Annotated in this window: 19 protein-coding genes; 13 read left to right on the forward strand and 6 right to left on the reverse strand. The window is 51.9% G+C overall.

Features of this window, described 5'->3' with window-relative positions; genetic code table 11:
* Positions 1–76 precede the first annotated feature (76 nt).
* Entirely contained in the window at positions 77–769 is a 693-nt protein-coding gene (locus tag ACTS9Y_RS10080) for a type 1 glutamine amidotransferase domain-containing protein (protein WP_442585796.1), read from the forward strand.
* A complete protein-coding gene (locus ACTS9Y_RS10085) occupies positions 766–1,059 on the forward strand; it encodes a DUF1330 domain-containing protein (RefSeq protein ID WP_442585797.1) in 294 nt (97 codons plus the stop codon). The genes ACTS9Y_RS10080 and ACTS9Y_RS10085 overlap by 4 nt, the downstream gene beginning before the upstream one ends.
* A 53-nt stretch (positions 1,060–1,112) precedes the next feature.
* On the opposite strand, the gene ACTS9Y_RS10090 is transcribed toward ACTS9Y_RS10085, so the two are convergent.
* Positions 1,113–2,447 carry a Y-family DNA polymerase gene (locus tag ACTS9Y_RS10090; protein ID WP_442585798.1) on the reverse strand — a complete coding sequence of 445 codons (1,335 nt, stop codon included), beginning with the start codon at positions 2,445–2,447 and terminating at the stop codon, positions 1,113–1,115.
* Positions 2,448–2,580: 133 nt separating this feature from the next.
* On the opposite strand from ACTS9Y_RS10090, the gene pqqA (ACTS9Y_RS10095) reads away from it, so the two are divergent.
* On the forward strand, positions 2,581–2,652 hold the full coding sequence (pqqA, locus tag ACTS9Y_RS10095) for a pyrroloquinoline quinone precursor peptide PqqA (protein ID WP_081624291.1): 72 nt from the start codon (positions 2,581–2,583) through the stop codon (positions 2,650–2,652).
* Positions 2,653–2,705: 53 nt separating this feature from the next.
* Here the strand turns inward: pqqA (ACTS9Y_RS10095) and ACTS9Y_RS10100 are convergent, their stop codons facing one another.
* The gene (locus ACTS9Y_RS10100; protein ID WP_442585799.1) at positions 2,706–3,335 is read right to left on the reverse strand and encodes a LexA family protein; all 630 of its coding nucleotides are present in this window, start codon (positions 3,333–3,335) and stop codon (positions 2,706–2,708) included.
* 182 nt (positions 3,336–3,517) lie between these two features.
* Between ACTS9Y_RS10100 and ACTS9Y_RS10105 the strand changes: the two genes are divergently transcribed.
* Entirely contained in the window at positions 3,518–4,333 is an 816-nt protein-coding gene (locus ACTS9Y_RS10105; protein WP_442585800.1) for a sulfite exporter TauE/SafE family protein, read from the forward strand.
* 73 nt (positions 4,334–4,406) lie between these two features.
* On the opposite strand, the gene pqqA (ACTS9Y_RS10110) is transcribed toward ACTS9Y_RS10105, so the two are convergent.
* A complete protein-coding gene (gene pqqA, locus ACTS9Y_RS10110; RefSeq protein WP_081624291.1) occupies positions 4,407–4,478 on the reverse strand; it encodes a pyrroloquinoline quinone precursor peptide PqqA in 72 nt (23 codons plus the stop codon).
* Positions 4,479–4,714: 236 nt separating this feature from the next.
* Here pqqA (ACTS9Y_RS10110) and ACTS9Y_RS10115 point away from each other — a divergent pair, with 236 nt between their 5' ends.
* The 3 genes from ACTS9Y_RS10115 (at position 4,715) to ACTS9Y_RS10125 (ending at position 8,443) form a co-directional block, all read left to right on the forward strand.
* On the forward strand, positions 4,715–6,349 hold the full coding sequence (locus ACTS9Y_RS10115; RefSeq protein ID WP_442585801.1) for an alpha-D-glucose phosphate-specific phosphoglucomutase: 1,635 nt from the start codon (positions 4,715–4,717) through the stop codon (positions 6,347–6,349).
* A 149-nt stretch (positions 6,350–6,498) separates the two neighbouring features.
* Positions 6,499–8,052, forward strand: coding sequence for a M48 family metalloprotease (locus ACTS9Y_RS10120; RefSeq protein WP_442585802.1), 1,554 nt, complete (start codon positions 6,499–6,501; stop codon positions 8,050–8,052).
* Positions 8,053–8,170: 118 nt separating this feature from the next.
* Positions 8,171–8,443: a hypothetical protein gene (locus ACTS9Y_RS10125; RefSeq protein ID WP_442585803.1), complete on the forward strand. Its 273-nt coding sequence runs from the start codon at positions 8,171–8,173 to the stop codon at positions 8,441–8,443.
* On the opposite strand, the gene ACTS9Y_RS10130 is transcribed toward ACTS9Y_RS10125, so the two are convergent.
* Genes ACTS9Y_RS10130 through iscX form a run of 3 tightly spaced genes read right to left on the reverse strand, consistent with a single transcriptional unit; the run spans position 8,440 to position 10,601 of the window.
* Positions 8,440–8,994 (reverse strand): retropepsin-like aspartic protease family protein, encoded by a 555-nt coding sequence (locus ACTS9Y_RS10130; RefSeq protein ID WP_442585804.1) that lies wholly within the window; start codon positions 8,992–8,994, stop codon positions 8,440–8,442. The two genes, ACTS9Y_RS10125 and ACTS9Y_RS10130, sit on opposite strands and share 4 nt — an antisense overlap.
* Positions 8,995–9,005: 11 nt before the next feature.
* Positions 9,006–10,406, reverse strand: a complete 1,401-nt coding sequence (locus ACTS9Y_RS10135) for a phosphomannomutase/phosphoglucomutase (RefSeq protein WP_442585805.1) — start codon at positions 10,404–10,406, stop codon at positions 9,006–9,008.
* Positions 10,407–10,601 (reverse strand): Fe-S cluster assembly protein IscX, encoded by a 195-nt coding sequence (gene iscX, locus ACTS9Y_RS10140; RefSeq protein ID WP_379035354.1) that lies wholly within the window; start codon positions 10,599–10,601, stop codon positions 10,407–10,409. It lies immediately after the preceding gene.
* Positions 10,602–10,752: 151 nt separating this feature from the next.
* Here iscX and ACTS9Y_RS10145 point away from each other — a divergent pair, with 151 nt between their 5' ends.
* The 6 genes from ACTS9Y_RS10145 to ACTS9Y_RS10170 all read left to right on the forward strand — a co-directional run bounded on the left by ACTS9Y_RS10145 (position 10,753) and on the right by ACTS9Y_RS10170 (position 18,376).
* A complete protein-coding gene (locus tag ACTS9Y_RS10145) occupies positions 10,753–12,828 on the forward strand; it encodes an AsmA family protein (RefSeq protein ID WP_442585806.1) in 2,076 nt (691 codons plus the stop codon).
* A gap of 418 nt (positions 12,829–13,246) precedes the next feature.
* The gene (glyA, locus tag ACTS9Y_RS10150) at positions 13,247–14,494 is read left to right on the forward strand and encodes a serine hydroxymethyltransferase (RefSeq protein WP_442586940.1); all 1,248 of its coding nucleotides are present in this window, start codon (positions 13,247–13,249) and stop codon (positions 14,492–14,494) included.
* 25 nt (positions 14,495–14,519) lie between these two features.
* Positions 14,520–14,969, forward strand: a complete 450-nt coding sequence (gene nrdR, locus ACTS9Y_RS10155) for a transcriptional regulator NrdR (protein WP_442585807.1) — start codon at positions 14,520–14,522, stop codon at positions 14,967–14,969.
* A gap of 32 nt (positions 14,970–15,001) precedes the next feature.
* Positions 15,002–15,379 carry a hypothetical protein gene (locus tag ACTS9Y_RS10160; RefSeq protein WP_442585808.1) on the forward strand — a complete coding sequence of 126 codons (378 nt, stop codon included), beginning with the start codon at positions 15,002–15,004 and terminating at the stop codon, positions 15,377–15,379.
* A 1,083-nt stretch (positions 15,380–16,462) separates the two neighbouring features.
* The gene (gene ribD, locus ACTS9Y_RS10165) at positions 16,463–17,563 is read left to right on the forward strand and encodes a bifunctional diaminohydroxyphosphoribosylaminopyrimidine deaminase/5-amino-6-(5-phosphoribosylamino)uracil reductase RibD (protein ID WP_442585809.1); all 1,101 of its coding nucleotides are present in this window, start codon (positions 16,463–16,465) and stop codon (positions 17,561–17,563) included.
* Between the two features lie 12 nt (positions 17,564–17,575).
* Entirely contained in the window at positions 17,576–18,376 is an 801-nt protein-coding gene (locus tag ACTS9Y_RS10170) for a TatD family hydrolase (protein WP_442585810.1), read from the forward strand.
* The last annotated feature ends 35 nt before the right edge of the window (positions 18,377–18,411 follow it).

The following is an 18,411-nucleotide window of genomic DNA, read 5'->3' on the forward strand; positions in this document are numbered from 1 at the left end:
AATGGAATCAAAGCGTTCATTATTTCTCTACCGAAACAACTAGAGTCATTCATTAATTTAAGACTGGAGCAATCATATGAACATACTCATTGTACTGACCTCGCATGACACCTTGGGTAATACCGGCCGTAAAACCGGCTTCTGGCTGGAGGAGCTTGCCGCGCCTTATTACGCTTTCAAGCAAGCGGGTGCGCAGTTAACGCTGGCATCGCCCAAAGGCGGGCAACCACCGCTAGACCCAAAAAGTAACGAGCCGGCCTTTCAAACAGACGATACCAGACGCTTTGAAAGTGACCCGGAAGCGACCCAGGCTCTGGCGAATACCGTCCCTTTAGATTCGGTTTCACATCAGGCATTTGATGCCGTCTTTTATCCAGGCGGCCATGGCCCGCTTTGGGATCTGGCCGAGAGCCAGGATTCCATACGCCTGATTGAATCCACGCTGGCGGCAGGTAAGCCAGTCGCTTTGGTATGCCATGCACCAGGCGTATTGCGGCATGCCAAAAATGCGGATGGTCGTCCCTTAGTCGCTGGTAAAAAAGTCACCGGTTTTACCAACTCTGAAGAAGCCGCAGTGGAATTGACCGATGTGGTGCCTTTCCTGGTCGAAGATGAACTGATCAAACATGGCGGTCTTTTCTCAAAACTGGCTGACTGGCAACCTTATGTAGTGCAGGATGGCTTGTTGATCACGGGGCAAAACCCGGCTTCTTCAGCGCTTGCTGCAGAGACGCTAGGCCACTTTTTAAAAGCAGCACAATCATCATGAGTGCGTATGTGGTCATGATGCGTGAAGACACCATCAACCAGGCAGAAATGGATATCTATGCCAGCCAGGCGCCTCTCGCACGCGAGGGGCATTCTGTCACGCCGCTGGCGAGATATGGCGCGCTGGATATCCTCGAAGGCCCATCATTTGAAGGGTGCCTGATCCATCGTTTTCCTAGCACTGAAGCGGCTAAAGCCTGGTACCACAGTCCCGAATATCAGGCGGCAGTCAAACATCGACATCAAGGGGCGCAATATCGGGTATTTATTGTCGAAGGGGTGGATGCCTGACCTTGCATCCAGGTCAGGCAAAGAGGCCATGCCTGAATCGAGAAGCTATCAGCTTAATTGACTTGCAGTAGTTCGTCCCAATGCGTGGTATAGCGGGGGCTCATCATTTCCTGCTTCATCCGCCAGGGTTGTTTAATCTCTGTCTGTTTGTATTTTTGCACACCTTCACTGGCGAGTTTAATAGTGGCCCGGCCCATTTTTTGATTAATATGATCTATCGTCTGCATCAGCCGCGCCGATTTGTCAGGCGTGCCGGAAGTCTCAAACATATCCTGTTGCTGCGCCTGCGCTGTCGCCAGATCCCCCAATGAAACACCGGCTTTCATGTAATCATAGCCCGGCCGGTAAATCTGTTTGAGTGCTTTAAATGCAGCCTCGACCAGCCGCATGGTGCTGTTGGTCGGTGTATGCAAGGGGAGGCTGAAACCATTGTCGTATTGTTGCTTGCTGTCGCGAAACGGGCTGGTGCGGATGTAGACATACACACTGCCGGCAAACATCTGGCGCTGGCGTAGTTTTTCGCCTGCGCGCGTGGTCAACAGGGTGACCGCTTCCTGCAAGGTTTGCATGTCACGCACAGTCTGGCCAAAACTGCGCGTACTGAGGATCTGCTGATGCGGGCCGCGTAGCTGCTCCAGTTCCAGGCAAGTAGTGCCATTGAGTTCACGTACGGTTTTTTCCAGCACGACGCTGAATTTTTTGCGCATGGTGGCGGCCTCGCTACGCTTCAGGTCATAAGCGGTGAAAATCTCAAGGTCATTCATTTTTTTGAATAATCCCCGGCCAATTCCCCAAACCTTGCCCACCGAAATTTCGCGCAAATTGGCATCTACATCACTTTCAGGCATTGCATTAAAATTACACACGCCGTTTAAAGCAGCCTGGTGTTTGGCACAGTGATTAGCCATTTTTGCCAGAGTCTTGCTGCTGCCTATGCCGATGCATACCGGCAGATCAGTCCCCTGCAGCACTGTTTGCCTAAGCTTTTGTGCATACTCCGTGAGGTCAACATGCGTGAATCCGCTTAAATCCAAAAACGATTCGTCAATCGAGTAGATTTCCTGGGACGGACTGAATCGCCGCAAAATCGACATCACGCGCTGGCTCATGTCGGCATACAAGGCATAATTTGAGGATAGAACAAACACGTTCTCTTGCTCAAGAAATTTGCGAATCTGAAACCAGGGCGCGCCCATGGCAATATCTAATGCTTTCGCTTCTGCACTGCGCGAAATCACACAGCCATCGTTGTTGCTTAAAACAACCACGGGCCGGTTACGCAGTTTCGGGTCGAACACACGCTCGCAGCTGACATAAAAATTATTCACGTCCACCAGGGCGATGGCGCGTGTTGAGGGCTGTTCCAGGTTTGATGTATTTATTTGCATGAGGGGTGTTTCATGAAATTCTTTAAAGGTTGTTCATGATCTGCAATAGCATGTTTTTTAAACCCCAGGCCGATAATACATTCACACCCGCCAGACATTGGGTCAGGTCGGTGAATCAAACAAGGAGATCAACATGTGGACTAAACCAGCTGCTACAGAAATGCGTTTTGGCTTTGAAGTAACCATGTACGTGATGAACAAGTAATCAGTTCTGTCATCAAGAAAACCGGTTGCCAATGTCTTATGGTGCCGGTTTTTTTATTGCCTGAAACGCCTGAACGAGCCAGTCACCACACCCCATATCTGAAACTGCATAGGTTCCTGGATCAGGATAGGCATATATTTCCCGGAGGAGTTGGCCGGTAGCAGTTTTGGGCTGCCGTCTTTCTGTTTCGCCAACGTTTTGATGGTGAACCCGCCATCAATCATCACCAGCACAATATCGCCCACCACGGCTATTTTGCCTTTATCGACCACCGCCTTGTCGCCCGGCATCAGTCCCGCTTCAATCATGGAGTCACCCTGGATGGTCACAAAAAAAGTAGTGTCAGCTTGGTCAATCAGGTATTCGTTCGGGTCCAGCCGGCCTTCCATATGATCATCGGCTGGTGAAGGAAAGCCCGCTGGGACTTTGGATTCAAACAACGGCAGGCTGATGCGATGCAAATGCTGCGCTGGTAGCGTAAATACTTCGACAGGATCAAGGTTCTCTCTGGCCTGGTCAAAGCGCTGTTTTTTTGCATACGCTTCCATCAGGTTGCTCACCACAGGTTTCTGGCTGGCAGGAATGCGGATAACGATGGTTTCCTCCAGGCGTGTGGTAGAGCCCGGTTTGCGCCCTGCGCCTGGCCTTTTACCGCCTTTTAGTTTTTGAATTTGATTGCTCATTGATTAATTGTAACAAATAATCAATCTGGAGTAAGTGATTTGTTTGGCGTTTACGAAAACTTAATTCTTTTTTATTTTCAATCTCTGCTAGCCGTGTTGGGGCCACTGCATGGGTTTTTGCTAATGGAGTTGCGCCAGGCTAGCAGTTATACTGTTGTGCTTTGTCATGGCTGGTGCAGGTAATGGAGTGGATTCAACTTTTTATTGAGCAATATGCATTGTTTTGCCTGATAGGCGTGGTAGTGGGTGTGTTGTCCGGTTTACTCGGTATCGGCGGCGGCATTGTGCTGGTGCCTATGCTGCATGCCATTCTGGTGGCAAAAGGGTTTTCGGCAGATGTCGCTTTTCATATGGCACTGGCGACGTCTATGGCTTGCATTGTGTTTACTTCGCTTTCCAGTATTGCCGCGCATCATAAAAACCAGAATATCGTCTGGCCGTATGTGTGGGCCATGGTACCTATGGCGTTTGTCGGTTCGCTGCTGGCTACGCTGGTGGCGATACACCTGAACGCCCTTTATTTAACGCTGTTTTTTGCTGCATTTACTTTTTATGCGGCGATCCAGTTATTTGCAGACCGTAAACCCAGCCAGCACAAAGTCCCCGGCAAAGTGGAAATCAGCCTGGTGGCCTTGTTGATAGGCGTCATTTCTGCGCTGGTGTCGATTGGTGGCGGCACATTGACGGTGCCTTATCTTGCCATGCGCAATGTGTCGGTCAAGCAAGCCATAGGCACTTCGGCGGTTTTGGGCTTCCCCATTGCGCTGGCCAGTACCGTCAGCTATCTGCAAGATGCCATTCGCCAGTCTGCACATGCGCCGGATACCTTTGGTTTGCTCTACCTGCCAGCCATTATGCTGATTACTCCGCTGAGTGTGTTGTTCGCCCCGGCAGGCGTGGCATTGACCAGGCGCTTGCCGGTAAAAGTACTCAAGCGCACGTTTGCTATTTTCCTGATGGGTGTGAGTCTCAACCTGCTCTGGTCGCAACTCGGTTAAACGCAGGCAACAAAAAACCCGCCATCGGCGGGTTTTTGTTATTCAGCTTAGCTTGTGTGTTACAAGCGCTGAATTATTTGTTCATGACGTACATGGTCACTTCAAAGCCAAAACGCATTTCAGTAGCAGCTGGTTTAGTCCACATGATAATCTCCTTTTGGTGATTAAGTGCATCTCAGTGATGTACTTGTATGACTCCCACTATACGCCGTCGTTGCAAAATGACCCTGAAGCGATCACGTAAAAACGGCTCATGATTTTACGTAGTTTAAGCGCGGGGGAATCGCAAAAAAGTCATGGATAATCGCTGAAATGGCAAAAAAACTGACATCAATCTGTAATACAATCAAAGCAACCCATTAATCACCTGAGTGTATGTGCATGCTGATTCAAACTGTAGCGACCCAACCATTTGCTGACCAGAAACCCGGCACTTCCGGCCTGCGTAAGAAAGTACGCGTATTTCAACAAGCGCATTACCTGCACAATTTTGTACAAAGTATTTTTGATACGCTGGAGATACCTGCCAACGCCATCTTAACGGTGGGCGGTGATGGCCGTTTCTACAATAAAGAAGCAATACAGGTGATCATCAAAATGGCCGCTGCCAATGGCTTTGCCAAAGTGCTGGTCGGGCAAAACGGTATTCTGTCCACGCCGGCTGCGTCCAATATCATCCGCAAATATGAGACGTTTGGCGGCATTATTTTATCTGCCAGCCACAACCCTGGTGGTCCGGATGATGATTTCGGCATCAAATACAACACCAGCAATGGTGGCCCGGCGCCGGAAAAAATCACCGATGCCATTTTTGCCAATAGCAAACAGATCAGTCACTACAAAATCGTTGATGAACTGCCAGAAGTCGATTTGTCTGCCATAGGCATCACCACGCTGGATGGCTTTGAGGTGCAAGTCATTGATTCGGTGATTGATTATGCCGATCTGATGCAAAGCATGTTTGACTTTGCCGCCATCAAACGCTGGCTGGCGGCAGGGCATACTATCAAGTTTGACGCTATGCACGCAGTGACTGGCCCGTATGCCAAAGAAGTGTTCGTCAATCGGCTGGGCGCGCCGGTAGACAGCCTGATGAACTGCGAAGTCTCAGAGAATTTTGGTGGCGGTCACCCAGACCCTAACCTGACCTATGCCGAAGACCTGGTAAAAGTCGCCTACGGCCCGCAAGCACCTGATTTCTCCGCCGCCTCGGATGGCGATGGTGACCGCAATATGATCCTCGGCAGCCATTTTTTCGTCACTCCCTCTGATAGCCTGGCGCTGATCGCGGCCAATGCCAGATTGATCCCGGCCTATGCCCAGGGGTTATCAGGCGTGGCGCGTTCCATGCCGACCAGCGGGGCGGTTGACCGTGTCGCAGCAAAGCTTGGTATAGATTGTTACGAAACGCCCACCGGCTGGAAGTTTTTCGGCAACCTGATGGATGCCGGCAAAGTGACCTTGTGCGGTGAAGAAAGTTTTGGCACCGGCAGCGACCATGTGCGTGAAAAAGACGGCTTATGGGCAGTGCTGTGCTGGCTGAACCTGCTGGCCGCCACTGGCGAAAGCGTGGAGTCACTGGTGCGCAAGCACTGGCAGCAATATGGCCGCAATGTCTACTCGCGTCATGATTATGAAACCGTGCCCACCGCACCGGCGCAGGCCGTCATCAATCATATCAAACAACAGTTTGCCAGCTTGCCGGGGCAGGCGTTTGGTCGTTATACCGTCAACACGGTCGATGATTTCAGTTACACCGACCCGATTGATGCCTCCGTCAGTACCGGCCAGGGCCTGCGTATCCTGTTCGTGTGCGGCTCACGCGTCGTTATCCGTTTGTCCGGCACCGGCACCGAAGGCGCAACCATTCGAATCTATCTGGAAGCGTTTACTGAAGACCCTGCCCAACAGCAGCTGGATGCGCAGGACGCATTAGCCGAACTGATCACGGTCTCAAACCAGATATCGCAGTTGCCACAGTTGACGGGCAGGCAGCAGCCGACTGTCATTACTTAAATCACAATGGCGGCTTGGGGAAGTTGCGGTGTTGATCAGTATTCAAAGCCCTTATGTACTCAATTTGCATGCTGGGCGCTACGTGCTGCTCGCCTTGCAGATTATTCCGCACGCACATGGTGAAGGCTCATGCTCAGGAGGTAATAAAAATGATTAAAAAAACCATTCTTTGCCCGATTTTGTTGTCTGCGGGTTTGCTGGCCTGCGGTATCAACCCCGTGACTAAAGAGCGCGAATTCCAGTTCGTTTCACAGGACAAGGAAATCCAGATTGGACAGCAGAATTACAGTCCTGCGCGGCAGTCACAAGGCGGCGATTATGTTCTTGATGCTGAGCTGACCCGCTATGTGCAGCAGGTAGGGCAAAAGCTGGCAGCGGTGTCTGATCGCCCGGATTTGCCCTATGAGTTTGTGGTGTTGAATGACTCTGTCCCCAATGCCTGGGCCATGCCAGGGGGCAAGATCGCGTTCAACCGCGGCCTGCTTTATGAGTTGCATAGTGAGGCCGAACTGGCGGCAGTGCTTGGTCACGAGATCGTGCATGCTGCTGCGCGCCATGGTGCCAAAGGCATGGAACGGGGCATATTTATGCAGGGGGCGATGCTGGCGGTAGGACTGGCCACCCGCGATTCAAATTATGCCAATCTGGTGGTCGGCGGCGCGCAGCTGGGCGGCCAGCTGATCACCAGCAAATATGGCCGCGATGCAGAGTCAGAGTCTGATACTTATGGCATGAAATATATGAAACTGGCCGGCTATGACCCGGCAGCGGCCGTGACTTTGCAGGAAACCTTCGTCCGCTTGAGCGAAGGCAAGCGGCAAGACTTTATCACTGGCCTGTTTGCCAGTCACCCGCCTTCACAAGAGCGCGTCGATGAGAACAAGAAAACGCTGGCTGAACTGGGGGCTGGTGGTGAAATGGGCAAACAAGTGTACGCCGAGAAAGTCAGCAAGCTGATGGCGACGCGGGAGGCTTATAAAGCCTACGATGAAGGCAAAACCGCCCTGCAGAAAGGCGATGCCGACAAAGCGAAGTCTTTAGCTAAAAAGGCCATCAGCATAGAACCCAAGGAGGCCAGATTCCAGGAGTTGTTAGGCGATATCGCGCTGACACAGAAAAATACCACTGAAGCGCTGGCTTTGTATGACAAGGCCATCAAGTTGCAACCGGATTATTTCAAACCTTATGTGCAAAGCGGTATTGCGCTGTTTAATGCAGGCAAAAAAGAACAGGCCGAACCGTTCCTGAAAAAAGCCAATGTGCTGTTGCCGACAGCACCCGGCTATGCCTTGCTTGGGCAAATTGCCGAAGGCCGTGGCGAAACCGGCCTGGCTTTGCAACATTATCAATTGGCCGCCAGCTCTGATTCAGATATCGGCAAGGATTCCGCCGCCCGTGCCATGCGCATCGATTTGCCACGCAATCCAGCCCGCTACCTGCCTTCTGGCCCGATCGCCGATAATACCGGCCAGGTTTATGCCGCAGTCCAGAACAACAGTAATGTGACGGTCGGACGCGTGCAGGTCAGGATGCTGCAATACGATAGCCATGGCCGCCTGGTCAATCAGACGCGCTCCATGCTGATTACCGGCGGGATTGCACCCGGCAAACGCGGGACGGTAGAAACTGGCATCCGCATCCAGGACCAGGCCGCGTTACAGTTTTTCCGGGTAGTGGTTGAAGGGGCTGAACTGGCTCGCTAAGCCGTGCTGATTCGAGAAATTAATCATGGCAACTCAAGATCGCTGTTGTTCTGTAGCCCCTTATTTTCAAATCCATCCCGGTAAGGCTGGCACTTTTCGCCTTATTTGCGAAAAGTACGTGCAGTGGTCGGCACGTGAGGCCGGCTGTTTATATTACGGATTTAGTTTTGATGGCGACTTTGCGCATTGCCGCGAAGGCTTCCAGGATGCCGATGCCTTGTTAGCCCATCTGGATAACCTGCGACCCATATTGCATGAGATGGGCGAAGTCTCAACACTGGTGAAAATAGAAATACATGGGGCGGAGCAAGAGTTAGCCAAATTGCGCGGATCACTGGCGCCACTGAATCCGCAGTATTTTGTGCTGGAATTTGGTTTTAGACGCAGCTAGTTCTTTGCTTCAGTGTCTGAAGAAAGTGTTGTGCTGTCTTCGCCTTCGCGTATGGTCATTTTCCCGCGGTATAACCTGACATCCATACGCCCCAAAAAGCTCATTCCCAACAGTACATCGCCCTCCAGCCCTGGCGTAATCGTAGCCGCGACATCGTTGGCGACTATGCCGCCCAGTTGTACGGTTTTCAGTCTCACCAGGTAAGAAACGGCGTTGCCGTTGGCGGTGTGTGTATTGATCGCATCCGTGCTGGCCAGCCCGAGACGGTCTGCCACATGCTGGGAGATGGCGACACCGGTGGCGCCGGTATCCACCAGTACGCGCACGCGCTCGCCGTTGATCAGCGCTTCGGCACTGTAATGCCCATCTGGACCGCGTTTAAGCGTGGCGACATTGAGTTTGCCGACTTGCTCCAGCGTATTGGGGTGCTGTACGCGATCGACCAGCAGCCAGACCAGTGCGGCCAGGCCCAGCCATAGCACGATATATAACAGGCTCTGGCCACGGGAAAGTAGTCGTTGGGTAATACGTTGAGGATTAGACATGCTCATTCAATGGTGACTCAAAAAGGAATTTTCAAGTCGGGGTAGGCATTCAGTAATATTTCTTTAAACAGCTCTTGTATGCGCAGTAATGCGGTTTCATCATCGGCTTCAAAACGCAGCACCAGTACCGGCGTGGTATTCGATGCGCGCATCAGGCCAAAACCATCTGCATACTCTACTCGCAAGCCATCAATGGTGATGACTTCGGTCGCCGCTGGAAAGCGGGCGGATTGTTGTAATCGCGTAATCAATGCGTGCGGCTCACCTTCAGGCATGGCGATCTGTAGTTCCGGGGTGTTGACGCTGTCCGGCAAGGCTTCCAGTAAGGCACTGGCATCTGCCACGCGACTGACGATTTCGAGTAAACGTGCGGCGCTGTATAGGCCATCATCAAAGCCAAACCAGCGTTGCCTGCCCAGTTTACTATCGTTAAAAAACAGATGCCCGGATAACTCGCCACCAATGGCGGCACCGGTTTCGCGTATCTTCGCTTTCATTAAAGAATGACCTGTTTTCCAGATCACCGGTGTGCCGCCATGTTGCTGTATCCAATGGCGTAAATGACGGGTCGATTTCACATCAAAGACTACATTGGCATCCGGCTGGTGCTTGAGTACATCAGCCACAAACAGCATCAGCTGGCGGTCACTGCGTATGATCTGTCCTTGTTTGGTGACGACACCGAGCCGGTCGCCATCGCCATCAAACGCCAGGCCTATTTCGGCATCGCCGATACGTAGTCTTGCGATCACATCCTGCAGGTTTTTGGCTTCTACCGGGTCAGGATGGTGGTTGGGAAAGTTGCCATCTACCTCACAAAATAAGGGGTCAACCTTGCAGCCTAGTGCTTCAAACAAAGATTGCGCATAGGCGCCCGCCACACCGTTGCCACAATCAACCACCACGTGCATGGGCCTCGCCAGCTGGATGTCGGCCACTATGGTTTGCTGATAGGCCGGATAGATGTCGTGAGTAGAAATCTGGCCGGGATGAGCGCTGCGATGAAACTGCTGCTGGGCGATCTGCTGCCTGAGCGCCTGTATGGCAGCACTGCTGAGCGTCTCCCCGGCGATGACTATTTTCAGGCCGTTATATTGCGGTGGATTGTGGCTGCCGGTCACCATCACGCCGCTGCTGATTTGCGGCAAATGGTGCGTCGCAAAATACAGCATGGGCGTGGTGACCATGCCTAGCGAAATGACGTGTATGCCCGTGCTTGATATGCCTTCTGTCAGGGCTGCGGCCAGCGCGGGGCTGGATAAGCGGCCATCGTAGCCTACGCACATGGCCTGCTCGCCAAGGGCGTGCACTTGCGTGCCCAGTGCCAGGCCTATCTGGTAAACAATGTCGGTGGTCAGGGTGTCATCCACAATGCCGCGGATGTCATAGGCTTTAAAAATAGAGCCTGGCAAATGCATTTATTCGGCTTCTTCTATCCAGGCCAGTTGAATGCCTTCCAGCACTTTTTCGCCACAACGCGAGACATCGTCATCAAAGCCGTCCAGTGCCATGACCCACTGCATCAGATCGGTAAATCGTATGGTTTTTGGGTCGATATCAGGATATTTGTCATACAGTTCTTCGGCAATCCGTTGGCTGTCAGTCCATTTCATTTCAATTTCGTCCTTCTGGGTTTATATGGTGCAAATTATAACTGACTGCCGGCGATATGATGGGTAAAGCATAGCGCTTGAAAGAATCCTCCTACAGCCTTGTCAGACTGGCTTGACTGGTCATGCTGCTTGAGCGTGGCAAGATGTTGGTATGAATGATCAATCTACGAACAATACTTCAGCCAGGCCATCATCCGTCAAAAAAACAGGCATCAGAATACTGCGGTGGGTGGCTGGCATTTTACTGGCACTCGTCGTCATTATCGTGTGCTGCGAACTGGCAGGCTGGCCGTTTTTGCGTCAACCCTTGCAGGATTTCACCAGCAAGACATTAAAGCGGGATGTGGTTATCGAACGGCCTTTTCATCTGCAATTACTGGGCGGGCCGCGACTGCAAGTCGGGCATCTGAGGATTTCAGCGCCTGAAGAATTCAAGGTGCCTTATCTGGTCGATGCGCAAGGCCTGGACCTTAAGTTACGCTATCGCGATCTGCTGGAGTTAAAAGAAGGCCAGCCATATCGCATCAAAACCATACGCGCAGAACAGCTTGATGCCTATATGAAGCGCGATAATAAAAAACATGCGACATGGGATTTTGAACTGGATGATTCCGGCCCTTCGCGTCCGTTCCCGTTTATTGAAGAATTGTCTGTGAACAAAGGCCAGGCAAGCATTGATGACGCCGTGAGCAAAGCATCCCTGACCACGACGTTTTATACTGAGGAAGGGGCGCATCTGAAAACGCCTGAATCCAGCCTCAAGGTGAAAGGCGAGTTTGGCAAACGCCCGCTGCAGGGGGAACTGGTCACTCAAGGCTTTTTGCCTGTCGCTACGCAAGGCAAAGACTCTGCGCCTATCAACTCCAAGGGCTGGTTGAAATATGGCGCGGTCAATCTCAAGTTTGACGGCGCTGTTTATGACTTGTTCGGCACCCAGCGCATAAAAGGCAAGTTAAGCGTGGACGGCCCTTCATTAGCTGATGTAGGTGATCTGCTGGACCTGGCTTTTCCGCGTACGCCACCATTCAAGATCGCTGCCGCAGTTGAAAAAAACACTGATCAATGGAAAGTGAATGTCTCAGATGCAAAAATAGGGCAGAGCCGCCTGGCCGGGCAATTCGTGTATGACTATGGCGATTTAAAACCCAAGCTGACCGGTGACGTGAAAGGCCCATTGCTTGTGTTGGCCGACCTGGCCCCGGCATTCGGTGCGCCAGCGCCAACAGCAACAGGCGCGCCTAATAAAAAACCGGGCAAAGTATTCCCGGATGAGTCGCTGGATTTTGCGACCTACGACCGTATGAACGCCGATATCAAAATCCATTTCGATGCGGTTGACCTCGGCAGCATATTTAAAGAACGCATCTCGCCGCTGGATTTTCAATTGACCTTGCAAGACCGCAAGCTGACGGTGGCAAAGCTGCATGCGGGTACTGAGCAAGGTAGCTTGTCCGGTGCGTTGTTGATCGACGCGCCAGAAGCGACTTCCGAAGCGGAATCTGTCAGTCTTCCAGCGCCGAAGTGGGATATCCAGCTGGCCTTGAAAAATATCCAGCTTGAGAAATGGTTAAAGGTTAAACCGGAAGATCAGCCCGCCAAGGACAAAGCAGCGAAAGAGGCCGCCAAGGATGCGCCCGCCTATATTAGCGGCCAGTTAAACGCCAGGGCAAAACTGACAGGGCAGGGCCGTTCTACCGCTGCATTGTTGAAAACGCTGGATGGCCAGCTGGCGTTGATGGTGCGTGATGGCGAAATCTCGCACCTGGTGGTGGAAGCGGCTGGTCTGGATATCGCGCAAAGCGTAGGCCTGTTATTAAGGGGCGATCACTCTATCCCCATGCAATGTGCTGCCATGGGCTGGCATGCCAAACAGGGTGTGCTGACACCGGAGGCGGCATTGATCGATACTCCGGTGACCACAGTGTATATCCATGGCAATATGGATTTGGGCGAAGAGCAGTTTAACCTCAAGCTGCAAGCCAATCCGAAAAACTTCTCGCCGTTTACCGTACGCTCGCCTATCCTGGTGACTGGCCCCTTCGTTGCCCCTGCCGTGTCCGTCAGCCCGGGCCCGATTGCGGCACGCGTGGCGGGCGGCGTGCTGCTGGCACTGGTGACGCCATTTGCTGCCATCCTGCCTTTCCTCGACCCTGGTAGTGGTGATCAACCTGCCAATGAAGGCTGCCAGCAAACCCTGCAAAAATTAAAGTCTTCAGGCAAGCGTTAATCTGTACTTAATCCGTGAGTGTTTCCCAGCCTGCAATAAAACGCAGGCAAAAAAAGAGCCCAACCGAAGTTGGGCTTAGGGAGCGATTTTGGAGATACGCTTACGGATTATATTTAGCATAAGTTGTGCCAGAATATTAAATGTTATTTAAATCATGCACATAGACTAATTTTAAGCCGTTTTAATTGTTGCCAATTCAACAACTGTTTTGCTATGTGCACATGTTTGGTGCGTCATGGGCAATGCTGGCGCATGATTAAAATTACCTAGCCTGATCTTCCTATCCGTGGAAACAATGCAATCGCGTTGACCCAATGACTAGTTTTCACGGAAGTCACTTCAGCAGAAAAGTGCAAGCCAGGGGCGCATCATGTTAAAATCCGGCTTTAATTTTTATGTCAACGGAAACTTGATCGTCATGTTTAGCTTTTCAAGAAACTTAGATGTTGCCGACCCGGCTTTAGCCAAAATGATCTCGCAAGAGGTTGAGCGTCAGCACCAGCACATTGAATTGATCGCTTCAGAAAACTACACCAGCCCGGCAGTGATGGAAGCGCAAGGTTCGCAACTGACCAACAAATACGCCGAAGGTTATCCTGGCAAGCGTTTTTACGGTGGCTGTGAGTTTGTCGATCAAGTTGAGCAAATCGCGATTGATCGCCTGAAAGCCTTGTACGGCGCTGAATATGCCAACGTGCAGCCACACTCCGGCTCACAGGCTAACCAGGCAGTGTATTTCTCTATCCTGAAACCAGGTGACACCGTCATGGGGATGAACCTGGGCCACGGCGGCCACTTGACGCATGGTTCTCCAGCCAACTTGTCCGGTAAATTATTCAATATCGTCCCTTATGGCCTGAACGATAAAGAAGAGATCGACTACGACGAGATGGAGCGTATTGCCCTAGAGTGCAAACCCAAGTTGCTGATCGGTGGTGCCTCTGCTTATGCGCTGCGTTTTGACTGGGCACGCATGGCTGAGATCGCTAAAAAAGTCGGCGCTTATTTCATGGTCGATATGGCGCATTACTCCGGCCTGATCGCCGCAGGGGTGTACCCTAACCCGGTGCCACATGCAGATTTCGTGACGTCTACCACGCACAAAACGCTGCGTGGTCCACGCGGCGGTATCATCATGGCCAAAGCCGAGTTTGAGAAATCCATCAACTCCAACGTGTTCCCTAGCCTGCAAGGCGGCCCGTTGATGCACGTGATCGCCGGTAAAGCGACTGCTTTCCTGGAAGCTGCCCAGCCTGAATTCAAGGTGTATCAGGAGCAAGTGTTGAAAAACGCCAGTGCCATGGCTAAAACACTGGCAGAGCGTGGTTTGCGCATTATCTCTGGCCGCACCGAGTCACATGTGTTCCTGGTTGATCTGCGTCCTAAAAACCTGACTGGTAAAGCGGCTGATGCTTACCTGGGCCAGGCGCATATCACCGTGAACAAAAACGCGATCCCGAATGACCCGGAAAGCCCGTTCGTCACCTCCGGTATCCGTATCGGTTCACCAGCGATCACGACACGTGGATTCAAGGAAGCCGAAGCAGAGCAGGTCGCGCACCTGATCGCCGACGTGCTTGATAACCCTGAAAGTGCTGATGTGATTGCGGCGACCAAGGCAAAAGTACATGCCCTGGCGGATAAATTCCCGGTTTACGGCAAATAAGCTAGCCTGATCGTGACAGCTTGATATGAAGTGTCCGTTTTGCGGTGCTGACGATACACAAGTGGTGGATTCCCGTCTGAATGAAGAGGGGAACTCCATCCGCAGGCGTAGGCGCTGCCCGGCGTGCGACAAGCGCTTTACCACCTATGAAACGGCAGAATTACACCTGCCGCAAGTGGTGAAACAAAATGGCACGCGTGAAGAGTTCAAACGTGAAAAGCTGCGGGTTTCTTTTACGCGCGCTTTGCACAAACGCCCGGTGCCAACCGAGTATGTGGACAAAGCGCTCGACAGAATTATGCAGAAAATACTTGGCCTGGGCGCGCGTGAAGTACCGGCGCGCTTGCTGGGTGAAACAGTGATGCAAGAGTTGAAACAAATGGACCAGGTGGCGTATATCCGTTTTGCTTCCGTCTACCGGAGCTTTTCGGATGTGGATGACTTCCATAATGCCATCCGGGATCTGGACAATTAACCAGTCACAAAAATAACCCTAAAGGTGGGCGCATGAAACTGATAAAAATCTCTGCGATCGTGCTTTCGGTATTTACGCTTATCCTGACCATCGTATTTTTCACCTGGTGGGCCTTTAAAGACCAGGCGGTGTTTGGCAGTGAAAAATTTGACCAGACCCACTGGATAGAACTATCCAACACCGTGCAAAAAGACTGTCGTCGCGGAGATATGGCTTATGACCTCAAAAATCATATCCTCATTCGTGGCGCACAAAAGGAAGCGGTCATGGCATTGCTTGGCCGCCCTAGCCTTGAAGATGCCAATGCGCTGGAATATGACCTTGGCAAATGCATGCATGTGTATCATGCTCTGCGTATTTATTTTGATCAGGACAGCAGGCTGACGCATAGCCAGATTTCCTCGCATTAAATATCTACCTTTAGATAGGCTTTGCTAGAAGCTTTAATCGGTATTTCTTTGGATGGTTCGGCTTTCTATTTAGCCATTCCTTTTCGCCTCTAGGCGAGTGACTTTTCTTTGCTTGCCCAAAGAATAAGTCACCAAAAGAAAAGGCACCCTAGCTTCCGCTTGTTCCCTGCGTTGCTCGAATTAGGACTTTCGTCCGTTGCTTTGCCGGACTTAGGCATAAGCGGTCACGAAACTCGCCCTAGCGGCTTGCAAAAAACGCAAGCCACCGCGGAACTCAGACAGTCGCTCCCTTCCTCCTTATTTTGCCTGCGCTACTCAGCGCGTCAGATAGGGGCCCGGTTAAAGCCACCACGATGAAGCAGTAGTGGAACGCAATGGGCTGAGCGCGCTAAGCAACCTAATTTAACTCCTAAGACTAAACCCACCAAACCAAGTCCATTGTTTTGGTGGGCTTTATTGCTTTATTTTGTTGCTATGTTTTATTTCAGCGGTTTGGCGGGAATCAATGTGAGAGTTCGAACTTAAGTAACCGCGTGGTGTTTTTCACGGGCCCCTATCTGACGCGCCGAGTAGCGTAGTCAGCGTGGGAGCCTTCGGCCAGCGGCTGTTCGAGTTCCGCAACAAGCCACGCTCTGTGTGGCTTGTCAGGGCGAGTTTCGTTGGACGCCCACGTTGACGAGCAACGCAGGAAACAAGCGGAAGCTAGGGTGCATTTCTTTTGGTTACGTTTTCTTTGGGCAAGCAAAGAAAAGTCACTCGCCTAGGGGCGAAAAGGAATGGTGCAAAAAAGCAGAAAAAAATGAATGCTTAACCATCCGAAGAAATACCGATTACATCCTTCAGCGCGTGCAACAGGACAAACATAGAAGAAAGTCGTCTACAGGCGAAAAAATTGCATCTAAAAGCCTGCTTTCATTTAGAAAAATTCTTTAATTGCATCAAGAGTTACGACATTGAGAATCAGCGTTTCTTCCCTCACCTCATAGAAAATCCCTCCCGCTTGCACTTTTCTCCTTTGTTTACTGACACACCATAACCACAGACAAAAACCCGTAGTCGCGGGTTTTTTTGTATCATCTGACTATGCAATGGATAACACAAGATTTTGAATGGATGACGCAGGCGCTTAGACAGGCCGAACGCGGTTTGTATACGACCTCCCCAAATCCGCATGTAGGCTGCGTGATCGTGAAAAACGGGCAGTTGATTGGCGAGGGCGCGCATCTTAAGGCCGGTGAGCCGCATGCTGAGGTGCATGCCTTGCGTCAGGCGGGCATCAACGCCAAAGGTGCTACCGCTTACGTTACGCTGGAGCCTTGTAGCCATTACGGGCGCACGCCGCCTTGTGCGCATGCGCTGGTGGAGGCCGGGGTCAGCCGTGTGGTCGTGGCAATGCAAGACCCGAATCCGCTGGTGGCGGGTAAAGGCATCGCTTACCTGCAAACGCACGGTATTGAAGTGAGTGCTGGTTTGCTGGAGACGCAGGCGCTGAGACTCAACCCTGGCTTTGTCTCGCGCATGATGCAGCAACGGCCTTATGTGCGTTTAAAAGTGGCTGCCAGCCTGGACGGCAGAACTGCATTGGCAAATGGCGTCAGTCAATGGATTACTTCCCCGGCGGCCCGCCGTGATGTGCATCACTGGCGCGCCCGCAGTTGCGCCATGCTGACCGGCATAGGTACTGTGTTGCACGATGACCCTTCGCTGACGGTGCGTGATGTGGAAAGCACGCGGCAGCCATTGCGCGTGATTGTGGATAGCCAGTTACGTATCCCGTTGGCGGCGAAAGTCTTGCAGCAAGGCCAGGCCATCATTGCCTATGCCACGGCGCCTACAGAGGCATTGCAAGATAAATTGGCACGATTGCAGTCACTGGGTGTCCAAACGGTGGCGTTGCCAAATGCTGACGGGCAGGTGGATGTCGCTGCTTTGCTACACAAGCTGGCAGAGCAGCAAATCAATGAAGTCATGGTAGAGGCGGGCGCTGCACTGAATGGGGCCTTGTTGCAAACCGGCCTGGTCGATGAGTTGCTGCTTTACTACGCGCCCAAGCTGATGGGTGATGCCAGTGCAGGCATGTTTGCGCTACCTGCTTACACAGCCATGTCGCAATCGCTGGCCTTGAATATTGTGGATGTCCGCCATTTTGACCAGGATATCCGCATTCAGGCCACACTACGTTAATTAACCAACCCTATGCTGATTGATACCCACTGCCATCTGGATGCGCCTGAATTTGATGCTGACCGCGAGGCGGTCTGGCAAGCGTCATTACAGGCAGGGCTGCGCGCGGTCGTCATCCCCGGTGTGACAGCAGCGACCTTTCAGCCGATCATGCAATGGTGCGCAGACCATCCGCAGGCGGTGTTCGCCCTTGGCTGGCACCCGTTGTTTGTCGATCAGGCGCCTGCATCAGCGTTGCATGACTTGCAACAGACCATAGCGCAGGTGCTGGCAGGCCCGCAGGCGCATCAGCTGGTTGCCATCGGCGAGATCGGTCTGGATTTCTATATCACACGCGACAATGAAGCGCAGCAGATCGCCATGCTTGAAGGCCAGCTGCAACTGGCCAAACAATTTGAGTTACCGGTGATTCTGCATGTGCGTAGTTCTATAGACACCATTCTCAAATACTTACGCAAGCATGATATCCATCAGGGCATCGCCCATGCATTTAATGGCAGCCGCCAACAAGCCGATGCGATGGCTGCGCAGGGGCTGAAAATGGGATTTGGCGGGGCGATGACCTGGCCGCGTGCATTGAGGATAAGAAAACTGGCCGCCGAATTGCCGCTGGAACATATCGTTTTGGAGACAGATGCGCCGGATATTCAGCCAGTCTGGATCGGACATCAGGGTCGCAACAGCCCCGATCAATTAAAAAGAATAGCTGAAGAATTGGCGTCAATTCGGCGCATTGAAATTTCGCAACTCATTGAAATGACAGGTAAAAATTCTTTGCAAGTTTTTCCTAAATTAGCGCATTTATGCACATGACTTAAAGTGACACATTAAGAATGTCACGAAAGTGT

This window comes from Methylophilus sp. (assembly GCF_052173275.1).
Classification (GTDB): domain Bacteria; phylum Pseudomonadota; class Gammaproteobacteria; order Burkholderiales; family Methylophilaceae; genus Methylophilus.